13 protein-coding genes are annotated in these 17,956 nt (G+C 73.1%); 4 read left to right on the plus strand and 9 right to left on the minus strand.

Annotation, left to right across the window (positions count from 1 at the left end):
- Positions 1–108: 108 nt before the first annotated feature.
- The 5 genes from pntB to mfd all read right to left on the minus strand — a co-directional run bounded on the left by pntB (position 109) and on the right by mfd (position 8,265).
- A complete protein-coding gene (pntB, locus tag J4G33_RS09145; RefSeq protein ID WP_208055663.1) occupies positions 109–1,515 on the minus strand; it encodes a Re/Si-specific NAD(P)(+) transhydrogenase subunit beta in 1,407 nt (468 codons plus the stop codon).
- A 1-nt stretch (position 1,516) separates the two neighbouring features.
- Complete coding sequence (locus tag J4G33_RS09150; protein WP_208055664.1) at positions 1,517–3,073, minus strand: Re/Si-specific NAD(P)(+) transhydrogenase subunit alpha; 1,557 nt, start codon at positions 3,071–3,073, stop codon at positions 1,517–1,519.
- 164 nt (positions 3,074–3,237) lie between these two features.
- Positions 3,238–3,948, minus strand: a complete 711-nt coding sequence (gene mazG, locus J4G33_RS09155) for a nucleoside triphosphate pyrophosphohydrolase (RefSeq protein WP_307793834.1) — start codon at positions 3,946–3,948, stop codon at positions 3,238–3,240.
- Positions 3,949–3,951: 3 nt separating this feature from the next.
- Positions 3,952–4,470 (minus strand): hypothetical protein, encoded by a 519-nt coding sequence (locus tag J4G33_RS09160; protein ID WP_208055665.1) that lies wholly within the window; start codon positions 4,468–4,470, stop codon positions 3,952–3,954.
- A 96-nt stretch (positions 4,471–4,566) separates the two neighbouring features.
- Complete coding sequence (gene mfd, locus J4G33_RS09165) at positions 4,567–8,265, minus strand: transcription-repair coupling factor (RefSeq protein ID WP_208055666.1); 3,699 nt, start codon at positions 8,263–8,265, stop codon at positions 4,567–4,569.
- 129 nt (positions 8,266–8,394) lie between these two features.
- Between mfd and J4G33_RS09170 the strand changes: the two genes are divergently transcribed.
- Positions 8,395–10,248 (plus strand): ABC transporter ATP-binding protein, encoded by a 1,854-nt coding sequence (locus tag J4G33_RS09170; RefSeq protein ID WP_208055667.1) that lies wholly within the window; start codon positions 8,395–8,397, stop codon positions 10,246–10,248.
- Between the two features lie 21 nt (positions 10,249–10,269).
- On the opposite strand, the gene J4G33_RS09175 is transcribed toward J4G33_RS09170, so the two are convergent.
- The 4 genes from J4G33_RS09175 to J4G33_RS09190 form a co-directional block, all read right to left on the minus strand.
- A complete protein-coding gene (locus J4G33_RS09175; protein WP_208055668.1) occupies positions 10,270–11,241 on the minus strand; it encodes a phosphoenolpyruvate carboxykinase (ATP) in 972 nt (323 codons plus the stop codon).
- Complete coding sequence (locus J4G33_RS09180; RefSeq protein ID WP_208055669.1) at positions 11,238–11,723, minus strand: lasso peptide biosynthesis B2 protein; 486 nt, start codon at positions 11,721–11,723, stop codon at positions 11,238–11,240. The genes J4G33_RS09175 and J4G33_RS09180 overlap by 4 nt, the downstream gene beginning before the upstream one ends.
- A 104-nt stretch (positions 11,724–11,827) precedes the next feature.
- Positions 11,828–11,989: a lasso RiPP family leader peptide-containing protein gene (locus J4G33_RS09185; protein WP_208055670.1), complete on the minus strand. Its 162-nt coding sequence runs from the start codon at positions 11,987–11,989 to the stop codon at positions 11,828–11,830.
- Positions 11,990–12,090: 101 nt separating this feature from the next.
- Positions 12,091–13,254 carry a nucleotidyltransferase family protein gene (locus J4G33_RS09190; RefSeq protein ID WP_208055671.1) on the minus strand — a complete coding sequence of 388 codons (1,164 nt, stop codon included), beginning with the start codon at positions 13,252–13,254 and terminating at the stop codon, positions 12,091–12,093.
- A 104-nt stretch (positions 13,255–13,358) separates the two neighbouring features.
- On the opposite strand from J4G33_RS09190, the gene J4G33_RS09195 reads away from it, so the two are divergent.
- The 3 genes from J4G33_RS09195 to asnB all read left to right on the plus strand — a co-directional run bounded on the left by J4G33_RS09195 (position 13,359) and on the right by asnB (position 17,888).
- The gene (locus J4G33_RS09195) at positions 13,359–13,610 is read left to right on the plus strand and encodes a PqqD family protein (protein WP_208055672.1); all 252 of its coding nucleotides are present in this window, start codon (positions 13,359–13,361) and stop codon (positions 13,608–13,610) included.
- A 179-nt stretch (positions 13,611–13,789) separates the two neighbouring features.
- Entirely contained in the window at positions 13,790–15,934 is a 2,145-nt protein-coding gene (locus J4G33_RS17775; RefSeq protein WP_208055673.1) for a glycosyltransferase, read from the plus strand.
- Position 15,935: 1 nt separating this feature from the next.
- Positions 15,936–17,888: an asparagine synthase (glutamine-hydrolyzing) gene (gene asnB, locus J4G33_RS09205; RefSeq protein ID WP_208055674.1), complete on the plus strand. Its 1,953-nt coding sequence runs from the start codon at positions 15,936–15,938 to the stop codon at positions 17,886–17,888.
- Positions 17,889–17,956 lie beyond the last annotated feature (68 nt).

Raw genomic sequence — 17,956 nt, forward strand, 5'->3', positions numbered from 1 at the left:
GGGGGGGGGGGGGGGCCCCCCCCCCCCCCCCCCCCCCCCCCCCCCCCCCCGCTACCGCCCCGGAGGGCTCCCCGAGCGCCGCGAGCGCACCGGACGGACGCCGACGGCTCAGTGCACGGGGACCGCGGCGGCCGTGAGGGCCTGGGTGATCTGCTCGACCTGGTCCTTGGCGTCGCCGAAGAGCATCGCGGTGTTCTCGCGGAAGAACAGCGGGTTCTGCACCCCCGCGTACCCCGTGGCCATCGAGCGCTTGAACACGACCACCTCGCGCGCCTTCCACACCTCGAGCACCGGCATGCCGGCGATCGGCGAGCCCGGGTCCTCGAGGGCCGCCGGGTTGACGGTGTCGTTGGCGCCGATGACGAGCACGACGTCGGTCTCGGCGAGGTCGTCGTTGATCTCGTCCATCTCCAGGACGATGTCGTAGGGCACCTTGGCCTCGGCCAGCAGCACGTTCATGTGCCCGGGGAGCCGCCCCGCGACGGGGTGGACGCCGAACCGCACGTCGACCCCGGTTGCCCGCAGCCTGGCCACGAGCTCGGCCACCGGGTACTGGGCCTTGGCCACGGCCATGCCGTACCCCGGGGTGATGACCACCGTCCGTGCCGACGCGAGGGACTCCGCGACCTCGACCGCCGTCGTCTCGCGGTGCTCGCCCTGCTCGCCGCTCGCGGCCGAGACGGTGCCGCCCTCGGCCCCGAAGCCGCCGAGGATCACCGAGACGAAGGACCGGTTCATCGCCCGGCACATGATGTACGACAGGATCGCGCCCGAGGAGCCGACCAGGGCACCGGTCACGATGAGCAGGTCGTTGCCGAGCATGAACCCGGCGGCAGCCGCGGCCCAGCCCGAGTACGAGTTGAGCATCGAGACGACGACGGGCATGTCCCCACCCCCGATCGAGGCCACCAGGTGCCAGCCGACCAGCAGGGCGATGACCGTCATGACGACCAGCGGCACCAGCGCGTTCTGCGCGACGAACCAGGCCATGAGGCCCAGGGACGCCACGACGGCGACCAGGTTGAGCAGGTGCCGGTGGGGCAGCATCAGCGGCGAGGAGGACATCTTCGCGGAGAGCTTGAGGTACGCCACGACCGAGCCGGTGAAGGTGATCGCGCCGATGAAGACCCCGAGGAAGACCTCGATCTGGTGCACCGTGTCGGGGGCGGCCGTCAGGTAGGAGTTGAAGCCCACCAGCACCGCGGCGAGCCCGACGAAGCTGTGCAGGATCGCGATGAGCTCGGGCATCTGCGTCATCTCGACGCTGCGGGCCCGCCACACGCCGACGCTCGCGCCGATCGCGAAGACCAGGGCGATGAGCACGGCGGTCACCAGCAGCGACCGCTCGGCGTGCTCGAGGGCCAGCACGACGGTCGCCCCGAGGGCCAGCACCATGCCGATCATCCCGAGGAGGTTGCCGCGGCGGGCCGAGGCCTGCGTGGACAGGCCCGCGAGGCTGAGGATGAACAGGACCGCCGCGACGAGGTACACGGCCTGCACGAGGGAGGTGAGCACGTCAGGAGTCCTTCCGGAACATGCCGAGCATCCGGTACGTGACCAGGAACCCGCCGAAGATGTTGATGCTCGCGACGGAGGCCGCCACGAACGCGATGGTCGACACCACGAGGTCGGCCGAGCCGATCTGCAGCAGCGCGCCGACCAGGATGATCCCCGAGATGGCGTTGGTCTGGGCCATCAGCGGGGTGTGCAGCGAGTGGGTCACGTTGAAGATCACGTAGTACCCGATGATCACCGCGAGGCCGAAGACCGTGAGGTGCTGCTGGGTCTCGGCCGGGGAGACCGTGAGCAGCAGCATGGCCAGCACGGCCCCGAGGCCTGCGGTGACCGTGCGGCGGGTCCGACGACGGCGTGCGGCCTCGTGGGCGATCCGGGCCTGCTCGGCCGGGTCGACGTGAGGGACGACCTCCTGCGTGGGGGCCGGGGCCGCCGAGACCTGCACCGGTGGCGGGGGCCAGAGCACCTCCCCCGTGCTGACCACCGTCATGCCGCGCTGGACCGGGTCGGTCAGGTCGAGGGTCAGCTCGCCGTTGCGCTCGGGGGTCAGCAGGGCCATGAGGTGCACGATGTTGGTACCGAAGAGCTGCGAGGTGTGCCGGGGCAGGCGGCTCGTCAGGTCCGTCCAGCCGAGGATCACCACACCGTTCTCGCTGACGACCCGCTCCCCCGGGACGGTGAGCTCGCAGTTGCCGCCCCCCGAGGCCGCGAGGTCGACGATCACGCTGCCCGGGCGCATCGCGGCGACCATGGCCGCCGTGATGGTCGTGGGGGCCGTGCCGCGGACCAGGGCCGTGGTGATCACGACGTCGGCCTGGGCCGTCTCCTGGGAGTACATCTGCTCGGTGAGCCGCTGCTGCTCGGCGGTCAGCTCCCCGGCGTACCCGTCGGCACTGACCTCCTGCTGGGCGGCCGCGGCCTGCACGAACTGCGCACCCATGGACTCGATCTGCTCGCCGACCTCGGGTCGGACGTCGAAGGCCCGGACCTGGGCGCCCAGGCTGCCCGCGGCGCCGATCGCTGCCAGCCCCGCGACCCCGGCGCCGATGACGAAGACCTTGGCCGGCGGGGTCTTGCCCGCCGCCGTGACCTGGCCGGTGAACATGCCGCCGAACTCCTCGGCGGCCTCGATCACCGCGCGGTACCCGGCGACGTTCGACAGGGTGCTCAGCACGTCGATGGACTGCGCACGCGAGATCCGCGGCACGGCGTCCAGCGCGAGGGCCGTCAGCCCGCCGGCGGCCAGGGCCTCGACCCGCTCGGGGTGGGTCGAGGGGGCCATCATCGAGATGAGCGTGGTGCCGGGGGCCAGGGCAGCGACGCGCTCGGCCGGAGCGGCGTCGATGGTGGTGACGACGTCAGCCGCCCACGCCTCGGCCGCCTCGACCACGGTCGCCCCGGCCTCGGCGTAGGCCTGGTCGGGATAGCTCGCGCCGGCACCGGCCCCGGCCTGGACGACGACGTCGTAACCCAGCTTGCGCAGCTGGGTGACGGTTGCGGGGGTGGCGGCGACGAGCCGCTCGCCCGGGCGGGACTCCCGGGGCACACCGATCTTCATCAGGTCTCTCCTCGTTGATCGCGCCGGGGCCAGGAACCCGGTGCACGCTTCGACGGTAGTCCCGGAAAGCGCTTTCTAGGAGGACGTAGGTCTCAGTCCACCTGATGGACAGGCAGGATGACGGGCCGGGGGCGGGCGGTGGTGCCCTGGGGCCTCGAGGCGGCTCAGGCCTGCTCGGCCCGGCGCAGCTCGCCCTCGAGCCGGCGGACGGCCCCGCGCAGGGCACCCTCGGCATCAAGACCACGCTCGTGAGCCTCGGCGACCAGGGCGAGGATCCGCGCACCGAGCTCGGCCTCACCCTGGTCGCCCGCGTCCGCGACCACGGCCCCGCCCGGTACCTCTCGTCCCGGGCCGCCCGTCTCGAGCCCCGCGCGGCTGGCCCGGCTGAGCACCTTCTGCGCACGGGCCAGGGCCGGGAGCCCGGCGGGGATGCCGTCGAGCACCGAGGCGCGGTTCTTCTCGGTCTTCTTGATGCGTTCCCAGCGGGCGTGCTGGTCCTCGCTGCCGGCCGGGGCGTCCCCCGAGCCACCCTCGCGGGCCTCGCCGACCTCGAAGACGTGGGGGTGCCGGCGCCGGAGCTTGGCGGTGATCCCCGCAGCCACCTCGGCGATGCCGAACGGCTCCTCGGGGTGCTCCTTGGCCACGCGGGCGTGGAAGACCACCTGGAGGAGCAGGTCACCGAGCTCCTCGCGCAGGTCCTCCCGGTCCCCGCTCTCGATCGCCTCGACGACCTCGTGGACCTCTTCGATCGCGTACGGCACCAGCGAGGCGTGGGTCTGCGCGGCGTCCCACGGGCAGCCACCGGGCGAGCGCAGCAGGTCCATCACGGCGACGAGCTCTCTCAGCTCGGCCGTCCCGTCACCGGTCGACGGCACGGGTCACTCCCCGACGTGGAGCCAGGGCAGGGTCTCGGCGGTGATCTGGCCGGTCTCGGGGTCCAGCTCGCCGTACCGCGGGTTGATCGTGACGTCCGCCTCGAAGATCTCCGCCTCGACCTCGCTGATGATCGCGGGGGCGTCCTCGAGCTGCTGCAGGCTCTGGGAGGCCAGCGAGAAGCGGAGCACCTCGAGGGCACCCTCGCTCAGCTCGGGCAGCTCCTGGCCGCTCTCGGCGAGCCCCTGGTTGACGACCTCGACGGCCTGCTCCTCCGAGACCGCCACGCCGTTCTCCGCGGCCGCCTCGAGGAAGTACGGGGCGACGATGAGCCCGACGAGCACCGTGCGCGCGTCGACCCCCTGGAAGATCGGCGCGAGGTCCTGCTGGGCCGCGTCGAGGGTGGACTGGGTGATCGTGCGCCCCTCGACCACGGCCGCCGCGCCCGGGGTCGTCGAGCACCCCGCCACGAGCATCGCCGTCGTCGTCGCTGCTGCGACCGCTGCTGCCGTCCGCACCCTCACGTGCACGCCTCCCTCGTCAGGGCACCTGGCGGCACCCGCGCCGAACATCGTAGGCGACCCGGGCCCCGCGCCGGGCGCGCCGGTCCGTGGTGGACCTCAGAACCCCTCGGCCGCCCGCGTCCCGACGGCGGCGGCCGCCGCGACGTCGCCCCCGAGGACGGCCTCGATGAGCTCGGTCGCCCAGGCCAGGACCTCCGCACCCGCGAGCGGACGTCCGCCGATGCGCGCCGTCGTCGGGAAGGGCACCAGGGCGGTGCGCACCGCGGGCTTGAGCACGGTGCCGGGGTACAGCCGCTTGAGCCGCAGGGTCGCGGACTCGGCGAGCTCGACCGGCGCGAACCGCACGAACTTGCCCTGGGCGGTGACGTCGGTGAGGCCTGCCTCGCGGGCCCGGTTGCGGAAGGCAGCCACTGCGAAGAGGTTCTCGACGGGCGCGGGGGGCGTGCCGTACCGGTCCGTCAGCTCGGCGCGCACGGCCTCGATCTTCTCGGCCGTCGTCGCGTCGGCGACCTTGCGGTAGGCCTCGAGCCGGAGCCGCTCGTGGGCGATGTAGTCGTGCGGCACGTGGGCGTCGACCGGCAGCTCGAGGGTCACGTCGGCCGGACGCTCCTCGGCCTCGCCGCGGTAGGCAGCGACGGCCTCGCCCACCATGCGGACGTAGAGGTCGAACCCGACCCCCTGGATGTGCCCCGACTGCTCGCCGCCCAGCAGGTTGCCCGCCCCACGGATCTCGAGGTCCTTGAGGGCGATCTGCATGCCCGCACCCAGGTCCGTGTTGGCGGCCATGGTCGCCAGCCGGTCGTGGGCCGTCTCGGTGAGCGGCCGCTCGGGCGGGTACATGAAGTAGGCGTAGGCCCGCTCGCGCCCACGGCCCACACGGCCACGCAGCTGGTGCAGCTGGGACAGGCCGAGCAGGTCGGCCCGCTCGAGGATCAGGGTGTTGGCGTTGGAGATGTCCAGGCCGGTCTCGACGATCGTCGTGCAGACCAGGACGTCGAACCTCTTCTCCCAGAAGTCGACGATCACCTGCTCGAGACGGTGCTCGCCCATCTTGCCGTGGGCCGTGGCGATCCTGGCCTCGGGGACCAGCTCGGCCAGCCGCGAGGCGGTGCGGTCGATCGAGTCGACCTTGTTGTGGATGTAGAAGACCTGCCCCTCGCGCAGCAGCTCACGCCGGATCGCCGCGGTGACCTGCTTCTCGTCGAAGGCCCCGACGAAGGTCAGCACGGGGTGCCGCTCCTCGGGCGGGGTGGCCAGGGTCGACATCTCACGGATGCCCGTCACGGCCATCTCGAGGGTGCGCGGGATGGGGGTCGCGCTCATCGCGAGCACGTCGACGTTGGTGCGCAGCTGCTTGAGGGTCTCCTTGTGCTCGACGCCGAACCGCTGCTCCTCGTCGACGATCACCAGGCCGAGGTCCTTGAACCGCACCGAGCCCGTGATGAGGCGGTGCGTGCCGATGACCAGGTCGACCGAGCCGTCGGCCAGCCCCTCGACCACCTCGCGGGACTCGGACTCGGTCTGGAACCGGGACAGCGCCTTGACGGTCACCGGGAACGGCGCGTAGCGCTCGGCGAAGGTGTCCAGGTGCTGCTGGACCAGCAGGGTCGTGGGGACCAGCACCGCGACCTGCTTGCCGTCCTGGATGGCCTTGAAGGCCGCGCGGACGGCGATCTCGGTCTTGCCGTAGCCGACGTCGCCGCACACCAGGCGGTCCATCGGCACGGTCTTCTCCATGTCGGACTTGACCTCCTCGATGGTGACGAGCTGGTCGGGGGTCTCGACGTGGGCGAAGGCGTCCTCGAGCTCGGCCTGCCACGGGGTGTCCGGCCCGAAGGCGTGCCCCTGCGTGGCCATCCGTGCCGAGTACAGGCGGATGAGCTCGCCGGCGATCTCCTTGACGGCCTTGCGGGCCCGGCCCTTGGTCTTGGCCCAGTCCGAGCCGCCCATCTTGTTGAGGCTGGGCGACTCGCCACCGGTGTACTTGGTGACCTGGTCGAGCTGGTCGGTCGGCACGTACAACCGGTCCCCCGGCTGCCCGCGCTTGGAGGCCGCGTACTCGATGACGAGGTACTCGCGGCGCCCCGCCGTCGGGCCGCTGCCGATGGTGCGCTGGACGAGCTCGACGAACCTGCCGACGCCGTGCTGCTCGTGGACCACGAAGTCCCCCGGGCGCAGGGCCAGGGGGTCGACCGTGTTGCGGCGCCGCGAGGGCATGGTCCGCATGTCCCGCGTCGAGGTGCCGGCCCGCCCGGTCAGGTCCGCCTCGGAGAAGACGGCGAGCCGCAGCCCGTCCGCGACGAAGCCCCGGCCGACGGGGGCAGGGGTCACCAGGACCACGCCGCTCGCGGGCGCCTCGGTGATCTCACCGACCAGGCGGGCCGGGACCTCGAGGGAGCCGAGCTGCTCGACCATGCGCTGGGCCGGGCCGTGCCCCTCGGTGGTGAGCACCAGGCTCCAGCCCTCGCGCTGCAGCCTCTGCAGGTCGGCGACCGCACGCTGCACGTCGCCCTGGTACCCGCGGACGTCCCGCGCCCCGACCACCAGGCTCGTCGCCTCGCCGTCGGGCCCCACGCCAGGACTCGTGTCAGAACCTGGGGTACCTGGGGCACCCTCAGCCTCTGACACGAGCTCGTCGGTGGCGAGGGTGAAGCTGCTCAGCGTCCACCAGCCCAGACCCCGCTGGAGGGCGAGCTCACGGGTCTCGGCGTACCCCGCGAAGGAGGCCGCGCGCAGGTCGATCGGGGTGCTGCCCCCGGCGGCGGCCGCGGTCCACGCGGCGTCGAGGAACTCCTGGGTCGTGGCCATCAGGTCGTGGGCCCGGCGGCGCACCCGCTCGGGGTCGGCGACCACCAGCAGGGCCCCGGCCGGGACCAGGTCCAGCAGGGGCACCATCTCCTCGACCAGGGCCGGGGCGAGGGACTCCATGCCCTCGACGGCGATGCCCTCGGCGAGCTTCTCGAGCATCTCGGCGGCCCCCGGCAGCTGCTCGACCAGGGCTGCCGCCCGCGCCCGGACCGGCTCGGTCAGCAGGATCTCGCGGCAGGGCGGGGCCCACAGGCCGTCCACCGCGACCTCGAGGCTGCGCTGGTCGGCGACCGCGAACCAGCGGATCTCCTCGACCGTGTCCCCCCAGAACTCGACCCGCTGGGGGTGGTCGTCGGTCGGCGGGAAGATGTCGAGGATCCCGCCGCGCACCGCGAACTCCCCGCGACGCTCGACCATGTCCACCCGGGTGTACGCGGCTGCCACCAGGCGCTCGACGACGTCCTCGAGGTCGGCCTGGGCCCCGGCCTGCAGGGCCACCGGCTCGAGCTCGCCGAGGCCGGCGACCACCGGCTGCAGCAACGCCCGGACAGGGACCACGAGCACCCGCACCGGGCCGCCCTGCACGCTGCTCTCGTCGGGGTGGGCCAGACGACGGAAGACCGCGAGACGCCTGGCCACGGTGTCGCTGCGCGGCGAGAGCCGCTCGTGCGGCAGGGTCTCCCAGGACGGCAGCACGGCGACGTCGTCGGCGGGGAGGTAGCAGCGCAGGGCAGCCGCGAGGTCGTCGCCCTCGCGGCCGGTCGCGGTCACCGCGACGACGCAGCCCGAGCGTGCGGGGTCCCCCGTGCCCGCCTCGGCCTGCGCGACCGCGTCGAGGACCGTCGCCACGATCGGCGCCCGGGCCCCCGCCGGGGTGACCAGGTCCAGCACGGGGGTGCGGGTCAGGGCCGAGGCCCCGGCCAGCTCGCGGGCCGTGGCGACGGCGGGGTCGGCGAGCAGGGCGGGCAGCAGGCCGGTGAGGTTCATCTGTCCTTCTCGGGGCACGACGCAGGCCCGGACGCAGGGGTGCGCCCGGGGATGGTGCGAGTCTATGGTCCGCCCGACCGCCCGTTCGGCGCACGCGCGATGACCACTTTGTGGTGTTCTGTAGTCCCCATGAGTGATGTCGACCCGCTCGAGGTCCTTGCCGCACGGGCGGGCGGCCCCCGGTCGGCGCGTCGGCTGACCCGTCTGCTCGTCCGGTCGACCCAGCAGGTGTGGCGGGCCGGGCCTCGCGTGCTCCTCGCGGTGCTGGGCCTGCAGGTGCTCGCCGCGGCAGCCCTCGCGGCGCAGATCCTCGTCGTCGAGCGGGTGCTCACGGTGATCCTCGACGTCGCCGACGACCCCGACGCCCTGCCCCGGCTGTGGCTGCCGGTCGCGCTGCTCGCCCTGGTCACCGCGATCACGAGCCTCTCCGGGGCCGTGCAGCAGAACGTCGAGCGGCTGCTGGGCGAGAAGGTCGCGGCCGCCATGTGGCGCGACGTGCTGCGCACCGCGACCGGCGTGAGCCTGCGCAACTTCGAGGAGCCGACCTTCTTCGACCGCCTGCAGCGGGTCGAGACCAACGCGCTGTTCCGCCCCTACCAGGTCACCCAGGGGCTGGTGATCATGCTCGGGGCGGTCTTCGGCAGCCTCGGCGTGGGCACCGTGCTCGTGACCCTGCACCCCGCGCTGCTCCCCCTGCTCGTGCTCGGTGGGGCGCCGCTCGTGCTGACCAGCCGCCGCGAGAGCCGCCTCGAGTTCGACTTCGCGGTCGAGCAGACCCCGGCGCTACGGCTGCGCGAGTACCTCATCGGCCTGCAGACCGGGCGGGACGAGGCCGCCGAGGTGCGCGCCTTCGCCCTGGCCCGTGAGCTCGGCCGACGGATCGACCTCCTGTACGGCACCTACCTCAAGGCCCTGCGCGGGCACATCCTGCGCCGCTCGCGGCTCAGCGCCCTGGGCAACCTCGGGGCCGCCGTGGCCCTGGCCGCCACCCTCGTCGTGATGGTGTGGTTGGTGGCGGAGGGAGAGATCACCGTCGCCTCGGCCGGGGCCGCGATCGTCGCGATCCGCATGCTCGCCCACCAGGTGCAGGCCCTGAGCAACGGCATCCGTCTGGTCTTCGAGTCCGGCCTGTTCCTGGACGACGTCGACGCCTTCCTCACCATGGACCCGGGCCAGGGCGAGCGGGTCGAGGGCCAGCCCGACCCGCCGTCGACCTTCGAGCTGCTCGAGGCCGAGGACCTCGCCTTCACCTACCCGGGCAGCGAGGCACCCGCCCTCGACGGCGTCACGGTCCGGCTGTGTCGCGGGGAGGTCGTGGCCCTGGTCGGGGAGAACGGCTCGGGCAAGACGACCCTGGCCAAGGTGCTCGCGGGCCTGTACCAGCCCACCGGTGGGCAGGTGCTGTGGGACGGGGTCGACGCCCGGCAGTACCGCAGCGCGGGCCTGCGCGAGCGCATCACGGTGATCTTCCAGGACTTCGTCGAGTACGGCCTGAGCGCGACCGACAACATCGCGATCGGCCGGCCCGACGACGAGCCCGACCCCGAGCGTGTGCGGCGGGCAGCGGCCGACGCGGGGATCGCCCGGGCCATCGAGTCCCTCCCCGCGGGCTACGACACGATCCTCTCGCGCGAGTTCCCGGGCGGCCGCGACCTCTCGGGCGGGCAGTGGCAGCGCGTGGCCCTGGCCCGGGCCTTCTACCGCGACGCACCGCTGGTCATCCTCGACGAGCCGACCGCCGCCATGGACCCCCGCGCCGAGCACGAGCTCTTCGCCTCGCTGCGCTCGATGCTCGCGGGCCGCAGCGCGCTCGTGGTCTCCCACCGGTTCTCGACCGTGCGCACCGCCGACCACATCTACGTCATGGACTCGGGGCGGGTCGCCGAGCACGGCACCCACACCGAGCTCATGGCCGCCGACGGCGTGTACGCCGACCTGTTCCGGCTCCAGGCCGCCGCCTACATGCCCGACGCCGAGGCCTGAGGCCCCGCAGCCGAGGGTCCCTCAGACCGGGGTGGGGACGGGCGCGAGCTCGGGGATCCGGGACCGCAGGGCCGCGGCGATGCTCGGGTCGAAGGGCGGCCCCCACGGCACGTGCGCGTGGTAGACGGGCACCTGGGCGACGACGGCCGCGAGGTGAGCGAGGTGGCCGCGCTGGACGGCAGGGTCCTTCCAGCCGAGCAGTCGCGGGAAGGACAGCAGGTCGAGCAGCGCCTCCCGGGGCTCCTGCCGCACGACCTTGACGTGCTTGCGTCGGCGGTCCGGGTACGGCACGACGATCGCCGCGAGCGGCAGGTCGTCCTCGACCTCGGTGCTCAGGCTGAGGATCTGGCGCTGGTCGGCGCTCGTCCGACGCCCCGGGGCGCCGGTGGAGAACAGCTCGACCAGGGTGTCGGCCCCCTTGCGCAGCCGGAGCTCGGTCGCGCCGAGGCGGACCGTCGGGCGACCGGCACCGGTCTCGACGCACAGCACGTCGTCCGTCACGAGGGAGGCGCCGTCGGCGCACATCAGGGTCGCCATGGTCGACTTGCCGCCCCCGGAGGGCCCGACGAAGGCCAGGGCCCGCCCGTCGACCTCGACCGCGCTGGCGTGCAGCACGGCCCGGCCGCGGCGGTACAGCTGGAAGGCCAGCATCGCCCCGGTCGTGAGCACCACGGCCACCCCCGGGTCGGCCCCCTCGACCACGTGGACCGTGACCTCGGCGAGGTCGGCCGAGACCTCGAACTCGCAGGTGCCCGTGAACCGCAGCAGCACGGTGCCGTCGGGGCGCTCGTAGAAGGCGTAGGAGACGACGTCGTCCCACTCGAGCTCGAGGAGCACGGTCCCGTCGACCGGCTCCGCCTGCTCGGCGCGGGAGCGGGGAGCACCCCACCGGACGGTCACGTCGGGCCGGGTGCCGTGCGGCACCGGGCGGCTCTGGTGGAGCGGGAACTCCGAGGAGACGACGAGGCCGTAGAGCCGTTGCAGGTCGGTCATGCCGCACCTCCGGGGACAGGGGACGCAAGGACGTGGAACTCGGACCGGGTGGGGTCCAGGCTCGCGCCGTCGACCTCGATCCAGGCGTGGGCCTGGACCGCTCCGTCGATCTTGGCCACGCCCACCCGCAGCACGGGGTCGCGGTGGCGCAGCAGGTGGGCGAGGAGCAGGGACTGACGCAGGCAGGTGCCGTTGAAGGGGCCGCGGTCCAGGACGCGCAGGGCCAGGTCGCACCGTTCGGCGTCGCGCGGGCTGAGGAGGTCCCAGCCGTCGGTGTCCTCGGGGACTGCCCCGTCGAGCCCTGGCACCACCGAGGTGGGGGCCTCGGCATCGAGGCGCAGGGCTGCTCCGGCGAGCCGGCTGGCCGTCGGGAGCCGCAGGGTGCGGATCGCGAGCTCGGCAGCGGTCGCCGCGAGCGCGGCGTGCAGCAGGACGGCCCAGCGGCGCGGCCCGAGGCCGACGACGGTGCGCAGCGTGCTCATGCGGGCCCCTCTCGGCCGGGTGCGGGACGTCCGAGGCGCCCCGGGGTCCCGGGGCGCCTCGGGGGACCGATGCCGGGATCAGGTCCCGGCACCGGCCCGCGGCATCAGGAGATGCCGCCGCCGTGGCCGGGCTTCGGGCCCTTGCCCTTGCCCTTGCCGCGACCGTGGAGCGTCAGGTCGGCGACCGAACCGACCTTGGTGATCGAAGGCTTCTCGTACCCCATGTTGGACTCCCATTCGACGTGCGACGCCTCTGTACGCCGCATGGTCGGATGCTAGGGCGATACCGCCGGGTTCTGTGTCAAAGCGGACATTTTTCACCCGATCGGTCTTCGCCCGGTCTCGACGCCGACCTCTCCGCCTGCGTCTACTGCCGGGCGACCGCCTCGAGGTACGCGCGACGGGCTCGAAGGTCACCGTCCGCCTCGTGCAGCGGGTTGGGCAGGTCGTCCTCGGGGCGCCTCGTGTCCCGGCGCTCCCGGAGATGGCCGGCTGCCTCGACGATCAGGGCCCAGGCGCTCGACGCCGTCCCCGTCCGCACGCTCGTGAAGCGGGTGCGGCCGGTGCGCCCGTCGACGCCCCGCGGCGGCACGCTCCCCCACCGGTCCAGGAGACGCAGCGCCGCGCGCCACAGAGCGCCGCGCCGCGACCGCCACGGCAGCGCCGGGCACCGGTCCGACCCGAGCACGAGCGACGCCCGGTCGAGGGCGACCCGCACCAGCATGTCCACCCGCGCCGCCTCCGCCCGTCGAACGACCTCCTCGACGTCCTCGACCGCCGCCCAGGCGCACTCGACGTCCTTGAGCCACAGCAGCCGGTAGGCCCCGGAGTGGGTCGCGTGGTAGGCCAGGTGGAGCAGCGTGTCGACCCGGTCGAGGGTCGGCACCGTCACCGACCCGACCCGCACCGGTCGGCGGCGGGCGAGGACCTCATGGGTGCTCCAGCGGAGCCGACGGCGCAGGGTCGCGTCGTTCACGAGGTGCCAGTGGAGGTCGAGGACCGTTCCCCGCGGGAGGAAGAACGTCAGCTCGGCTCGCTCCTGGCGGTTGATCAGGTCCCAGTTGAGGTCGATCTGCTCGGCGCCCAGCCCGTGCAGCAGGTCGATGACGTCAGCGAGACGGTGCGGGTCGACGAGCAGGTCGAGGTCCAGGTAGCCCCTCATGTCGGGGGACGGCCACAGGTCCGCGGCGACCACCGGGCCCTTGACCACGGCCCACGCGACGCCAGCCCGGTCGAGGGCCGCAGCCAGAGGTCCGAGCTCGGCCAAGGTCGCGAGGTGGCGCACCATCTGCTCGGTGCGCTGGGCCCCCAGGGCCGCAGCGAGCTCGCGTGGTGGCTCCTCGAGCGCGCCGAGGTAGCGCGCCACCGCCGGGGCCAGGCGATGGGCGTCCACCACCTCGAGGACCTCCTCGGCCGGCAGCGACCGGACCGCTGCGTCGAGGAGGGGCGCCGCCCCGGCCGCGAGGTCGTGCAGCCCGACGGCCGCCACGAGGGTCTGCACGACGGGATCCTTGGGTGGTCGAGCGGTCACCGGTCCTCCTCAGGCCAGCCCCCGGACGACGTCAGCGGGCAGGGTCAGCCTAGGAGTGCCGCAGGGCAGCGGACAGGGTGAAACCGAACCGCTACGCTCCGGCCATGAAGCTCCGTACCGAGGACGTGACGTGGCAGGAGATCGACGGCGAGCTCGTCATCCTGGACCTCGCCCAGTCCAGCTACCTCACCACCAACAAGACCGGCGCCTACCTCGCGAACCTGCTCCTCGAGGAGCAGACCGAGGAGAGCCTCACCGCAGCACTGGCGGCCGAGTACGAGCTGTCGACCGAGAGTGCCGCGACGGACGTCCGGGCGTTCCTCGAGCAGCTCCGTGAGCAGGCCCTCCTCGCCTGAGCACGCCTCCTCCTGCCGAGCTTCGCCCCCCGCCTCGGCCGGCCAGGTCCTCGATCGCGTCGGTGCGGACGTCCGGCGGCCAGACGGGTGATTTTGCCACTTTGAGCCCAAAGGTCCGTTTTCGGCGCCTACGCTGTTCCTCGCGGCCCACCGGTCGCACCTGACCGCGAGGAGACGCAGTGCACGCTCGGACCAGGGGGCCCGCGGCCACGGGCCAGCCGGACACGGACAGCGCAACCGGTGCGACGACGGACGGCGCCGCGCAGGCCCCGCTCCACGTCGTGGTCGTGACGTACAACAGCACCGCCCCTCTCGCCGGGCTCCTGCCGACGCTGGACGCAGGCCTGGTGGGCACGCGATGGCGGATGACCGTGGTCGACAACGCCTCCGCCGACGGCACCGTGGACATGGTGCGTGCGGCCCGCCCTGAGGCGCAGGTCATCGAGATGGGGCGCAACGCGGGCTACTCCGCCGCGATCAACGCCGCAGCAGCGACCGCCACCCCCGACGAGCACCTTCTCGTCCTCAACCCCGACGTCCGGCTGCTCCCCGGCTGCGGGGAGGCGCTCCTCGCGACCCTGGACGACCCCGCCGTCGGCGTCGCCGTCCCGCGACTGCTCGACGCAGCCGGACGGACGTGGCCCTCGCTGCGGCACGCGCCGTCCGTCACCCGTGCCTGGGCAGAGGCCCTGCTCGGCGGGAACCGCGCCGCACGTCACGGGCTGAGCGAGCTCATCCCCGACGGGCCGACCTACGCCTCGCCCGCGGACGTCGACTGGGCCACGGGAGCCGTGCTGGCCATCTCGGCCCGGTGCCGCGCTGCGGTCGGCGACTGGGACGAGTCCTTCTTCCTGTACTCCGAGGAGGTCGACTACTGCGCTCGGGTGCGCGACCACGGCTTCGTCGTGCGCTACGAGCCCGCGGCCGTCGCCGAGCACGACAGCGGGCCCTACGGCCCGAACCTCACCCTCTGGCGCCTCGTGGTCCGCAACCGCATCGTGCACTTCGCTCGACGCCACCCGGGCCTCCGGGCCCATGCCTTCCGTGCGGGGACCTTCGTCGGGCAGGCGTTGCGGGCCCCCCGGAGCGCGGCCGGCCGCGCCGGGGCCGCGGAGGCGTGGTCGACCTCGCTGCGCGAGGTCCGCGAACCCGGCGTGATCTGGTTCGCCGCCCAGGACTGGTGGTACCACAACCGTGCCCACTCCGACTTCCAGCTCATGCAGGAGGTGGCGCGCGGGCGCCCCGTCCTGCTGGTCAACAGCCTGGGTCTCCGGATGCCCCGGCGCGGGGTCAGCAGCAACCCCGGCCGCCGCATCAGCCGCAAGCTGCGGAGCATGGCCAAGCTCGTACGGCGTCCCGTCCCGGGCCTGCCGCAGTACCACGTGATGACGCCCGTGATGATCCCGGCCTACGGGTCCGGGATCGCCGCGCGCCTCAACGCCTGGTCGGTGCGTCAGCAGGTCCGGATCGTCTCCCGCCTGATCGGGGTCGGACAGCGGCCCTACGTCGCCGCGACGATCCCCACCGCGTGGCCCGTGCTGCGCCCGCTGCGGCGGAGCGCCCTCGTCTACAACCGGTCGGACCAGCACTCCGCCTTCCCGGAGGCCGATCAGCAGCGGATCGCCGAGCTCGAGCACGCCCTGATGCGGCACGCCGACCGGGTGCTGTACGTGAGCCACGAGCTGATGCGTGCGGACGGCGACGCCGTGGGCGACCGAGGCGTCTTCTTGGGCCACGGTGTCGACCTGGACCACTTCTCGCGCGGACCCGGCGCGGGCGGCAGCCACGGAGCCAGGCCCGCCGAGCTGGCCGACGTACCCGGCCCGATCATGGGGTTCTTCGGCGGCATCGACGACTACGTGGTCGATCTGGAGCTCCTGGCGAGCACCGCGCGCGCCCTGCCGGAGGTCAGCATGGTGCTGGTCGGTGACGCGACCTGCCCCCTCGACGACCTCCTCGCCCTGCCCAACGTGCACTGGCTCGGGTTCCAGCCGTACAGCCGCATCCCCGAGCTCGGACGGACCTTCGACGTCGCCCTGATGCCGTGGCTCGACAACGAGTGGATCCGGTTCGCCAACCCGATCAAGCTCAAGGAGTACCTGGCCCTGGGGCTCCCCGTCGTCTCGACGCACTACCCCGAGGTCGAGCACGAGGACGGCACGGTCGCCGTCGCCAGGACACCCGAGGAGTTCGCCGCGCTGGTTCGCGAAGCCCTCGACGACCCGCCCGACCCCGCCGCGCTGCGCGCGGCGGTGGAGTCCTCGTCGTGGAGCTCTCGGGCCCAGGACCTCATGAACATCGCGACCACGGCCCGGAGGGCATGACATGTGCGGCATCGCCGGAGTACGGCACCTCGACGGACGACCCACCTCGGCCGCGGGCCTCGAAGCCATGGCTGCGACCCTGGTCCACCGCGGCCCGGACGCCGTGGGGTACTGGCAGGGCGACGGGGTGGGCTTCGCCCACACCCGTCTGTCGATCATCGACCTGCCCAGCTCGGCCCAGCCCATGGCCTCCCCCGACGGGCGGTGGCAGCTCGTCTTCAACGGCGAGATCTTCAACTACCGCGAGCTGCGCGAGGAGCTCGGTGGTGCACTGCGCACGCAGGGCGACACCGAGGTCGTGCTGACGGGTGTCGCGCGGCACGGCATCGGCTACGTCGACCGGCTCCGCGGCCAGTTCGCCTTCGTCGCCCACGACACCGTCGACGGGACGACCTACATGGTCAGGGACCGCCTCGGGGTGCTGCCGCTCTTCTACAGCTTCGCCGGAGGCACCCTGGCCTTCGCCTCGGAGCCCAAGGCCATCTTCGCCGGCACCGACCTCGAGCCCGAGGTGGACCACGCGAGCCTCGGCGCCTACCTCCGCGGTCGGTCGGTCCCCGCACCGCACACGCTCTTCGCGGGGGTGCACAAGCTCCTGCCCGGACACTGGGCACGGCTCGACAGGGACGGGACCCTGACCCACCACCAGTACTGGTCCCTCCCTGCCCCGGACCCCGTCCGCGACTGGACTCCCGCGACCGCGGTGGACGCCGTCGAGCAGGCCGTGCGTGCCGGAGTCTCCTCAGCCCTCGTCGCCGACGTCCCCGTCGGTGCCTACCTCAGCGGCGGTGTCGACAGCAGCCTCATCGCCGCGGTGGTGTCGGACCTGCGGCACGGCGGGGAGGTCTCGACCTTCTCCGCCGGCTTCGGCGACCCGCGCTACGACGAGCTGCCCTGGGCCCGGCGGGTCAGCGCGGAGCTCGGCACCACCCATCACGAGGTCGAGGTCCGCCCGGACGACTTCGAGGGCCTGTGGAAGACGTTGACCTGGCACCGTGACGCCCCGGTGTCCGAGCCCGCCGACATCGCCGTCTTCCGGCTCGCACAGCTGGCGCGCACCAAGGTCAAGGTGGTGCTCTCGGGCGAGGGCGGGGACGAGCTGTTCGCGGGCTACCCGAAGTACCGCATGGCCCGCGCGCTGCAGGCCACCGACGTGGTCCCGGGGGCGTTGCGGGCCCAGGCGGCTGCCCTCCTCGAACGCCGGATCCCCGGCGCGGGCGCCCGGGCTCGGATCGCCCTGCGGGCGGCGGGGGCGCGCACCGAGGCCGAGCGCTTCGCCACGTGGTTCGCCCCCTTCACGACGGCCGACCGTGCCGCCCTGCTCCAGGGGACCGTCGAGCACCCCGACCACCTCCTGCCCGGGCACCAGCGCGACGTCATCGGGCGGATGCTCGCGGCGGACGTGCGCAGCTGGTTGCCGGACAACCTGCTCGAGCGTGGGGACCGGATGTCGATGGCAGCCTCGCTCGAGCTGCGGCCACCTCTCCTCGACCACCGTCTCGTGGAGCTGGCCTTCCGGCTGCCGTCCTCGGTGAAGATGCGCGGGGGCACGACGAAGTGGGCCCTCAAGGAGGTGGCTCGGCGCTACCTCCCCGACGAGGTCGTCGACCGGAAGAAGGTCGGCTTCCGCGTCCCCCTCGACTCCTGGTTCCGGACCGGGTTGCGCGAGTCGGTCTGGGACCGTCTGACCGGACCGGAGTCCTTCGTCTCCCAGGCCCTCGACAAGGACGAGGTGCGCGCCCTGCTCGAGCGGCACGAGTCCGGCCGGTTCAACGAGGAGTCGAAGATCTGGACCCTCATGTCCCTCGAGGTCTGGCACGAGACGTTCTTCCGGCCGACCGTGGTGCCGACCGACCACCCGGACACCATCACCACGGCAGGCACGCGGAGCGCGACCCGGGCGACGTCCGAGGCGCTTCCCCCGGGCACCGCGGCTGACCAGCAGAGCAGCTGAGACAGCGGGGAACCGGCATCCTGCTGGGTGGCTGACCTCCGCGGAGGTCAGCCACCCAGCAGCGGGGA

The sequence above is a fragment of the Actinotalea soli genome, from assembly GCF_017565425.1.
In the GTDB taxonomy this organism is placed as follows: domain Bacteria; phylum Actinomycetota; class Actinomycetes; order Actinomycetales; family Cellulomonadaceae; genus Actinotalea; species Actinotalea soli.

Bases quoted from the DNA above. Each gene is read 5' to 3' on its own strand.
- J4G33_RS09150 (WP_208055664.1), bottom strand. From the start codon at position 3,073: ATGAAGATCGGTGTGCCCCGGGAGTCCCGCCCGGGCGAGCGGCTCGTC.
- mfd (WP_208055666.1), bottom strand. From the start codon at position 8,265: ATGAACCTCACCGGCCTGCTGCCCGCCCTGCTCGCCGACCCCGCCGTC.
- J4G33_RS09170 (WP_208055667.1), top strand. From the start codon at position 8,395: ATGAGTGATGTCGACCCGCTCGAGGTCCTTGCCGCACGGGCGGGCGGC.
- J4G33_RS09175 (WP_208055668.1), bottom strand. From the start codon at position 11,241: ATGACCGACCTGCAACGGCTCTACGGCCTCGTCGTCTCCTCGGAGTTC.
- J4G33_RS09180 (WP_208055669.1), bottom strand. From the start codon at position 11,723: ATGAGCACGCTGCGCACCGTCGTCGGCCTCGGGCCGCGCCGCTGGGCC.
- J4G33_RS09185 (WP_208055670.1), bottom strand. From the start codon at position 11,989: ATGCGGCGTACAGAGGCGTCGCACGTCGAATGGGAGTCCAACATGGGG.
- J4G33_RS09195 (WP_208055672.1), top strand. From the start codon at position 13,359: ATGAAGCTCCGTACCGAGGACGTGACGTGGCAGGAGATCGACGGCGAG.
- asnB (WP_208055674.1), top strand. From the start codon at position 15,936: ATGTGCGGCATCGCCGGAGTACGGCACCTCGACGGACGACCCACCTCG.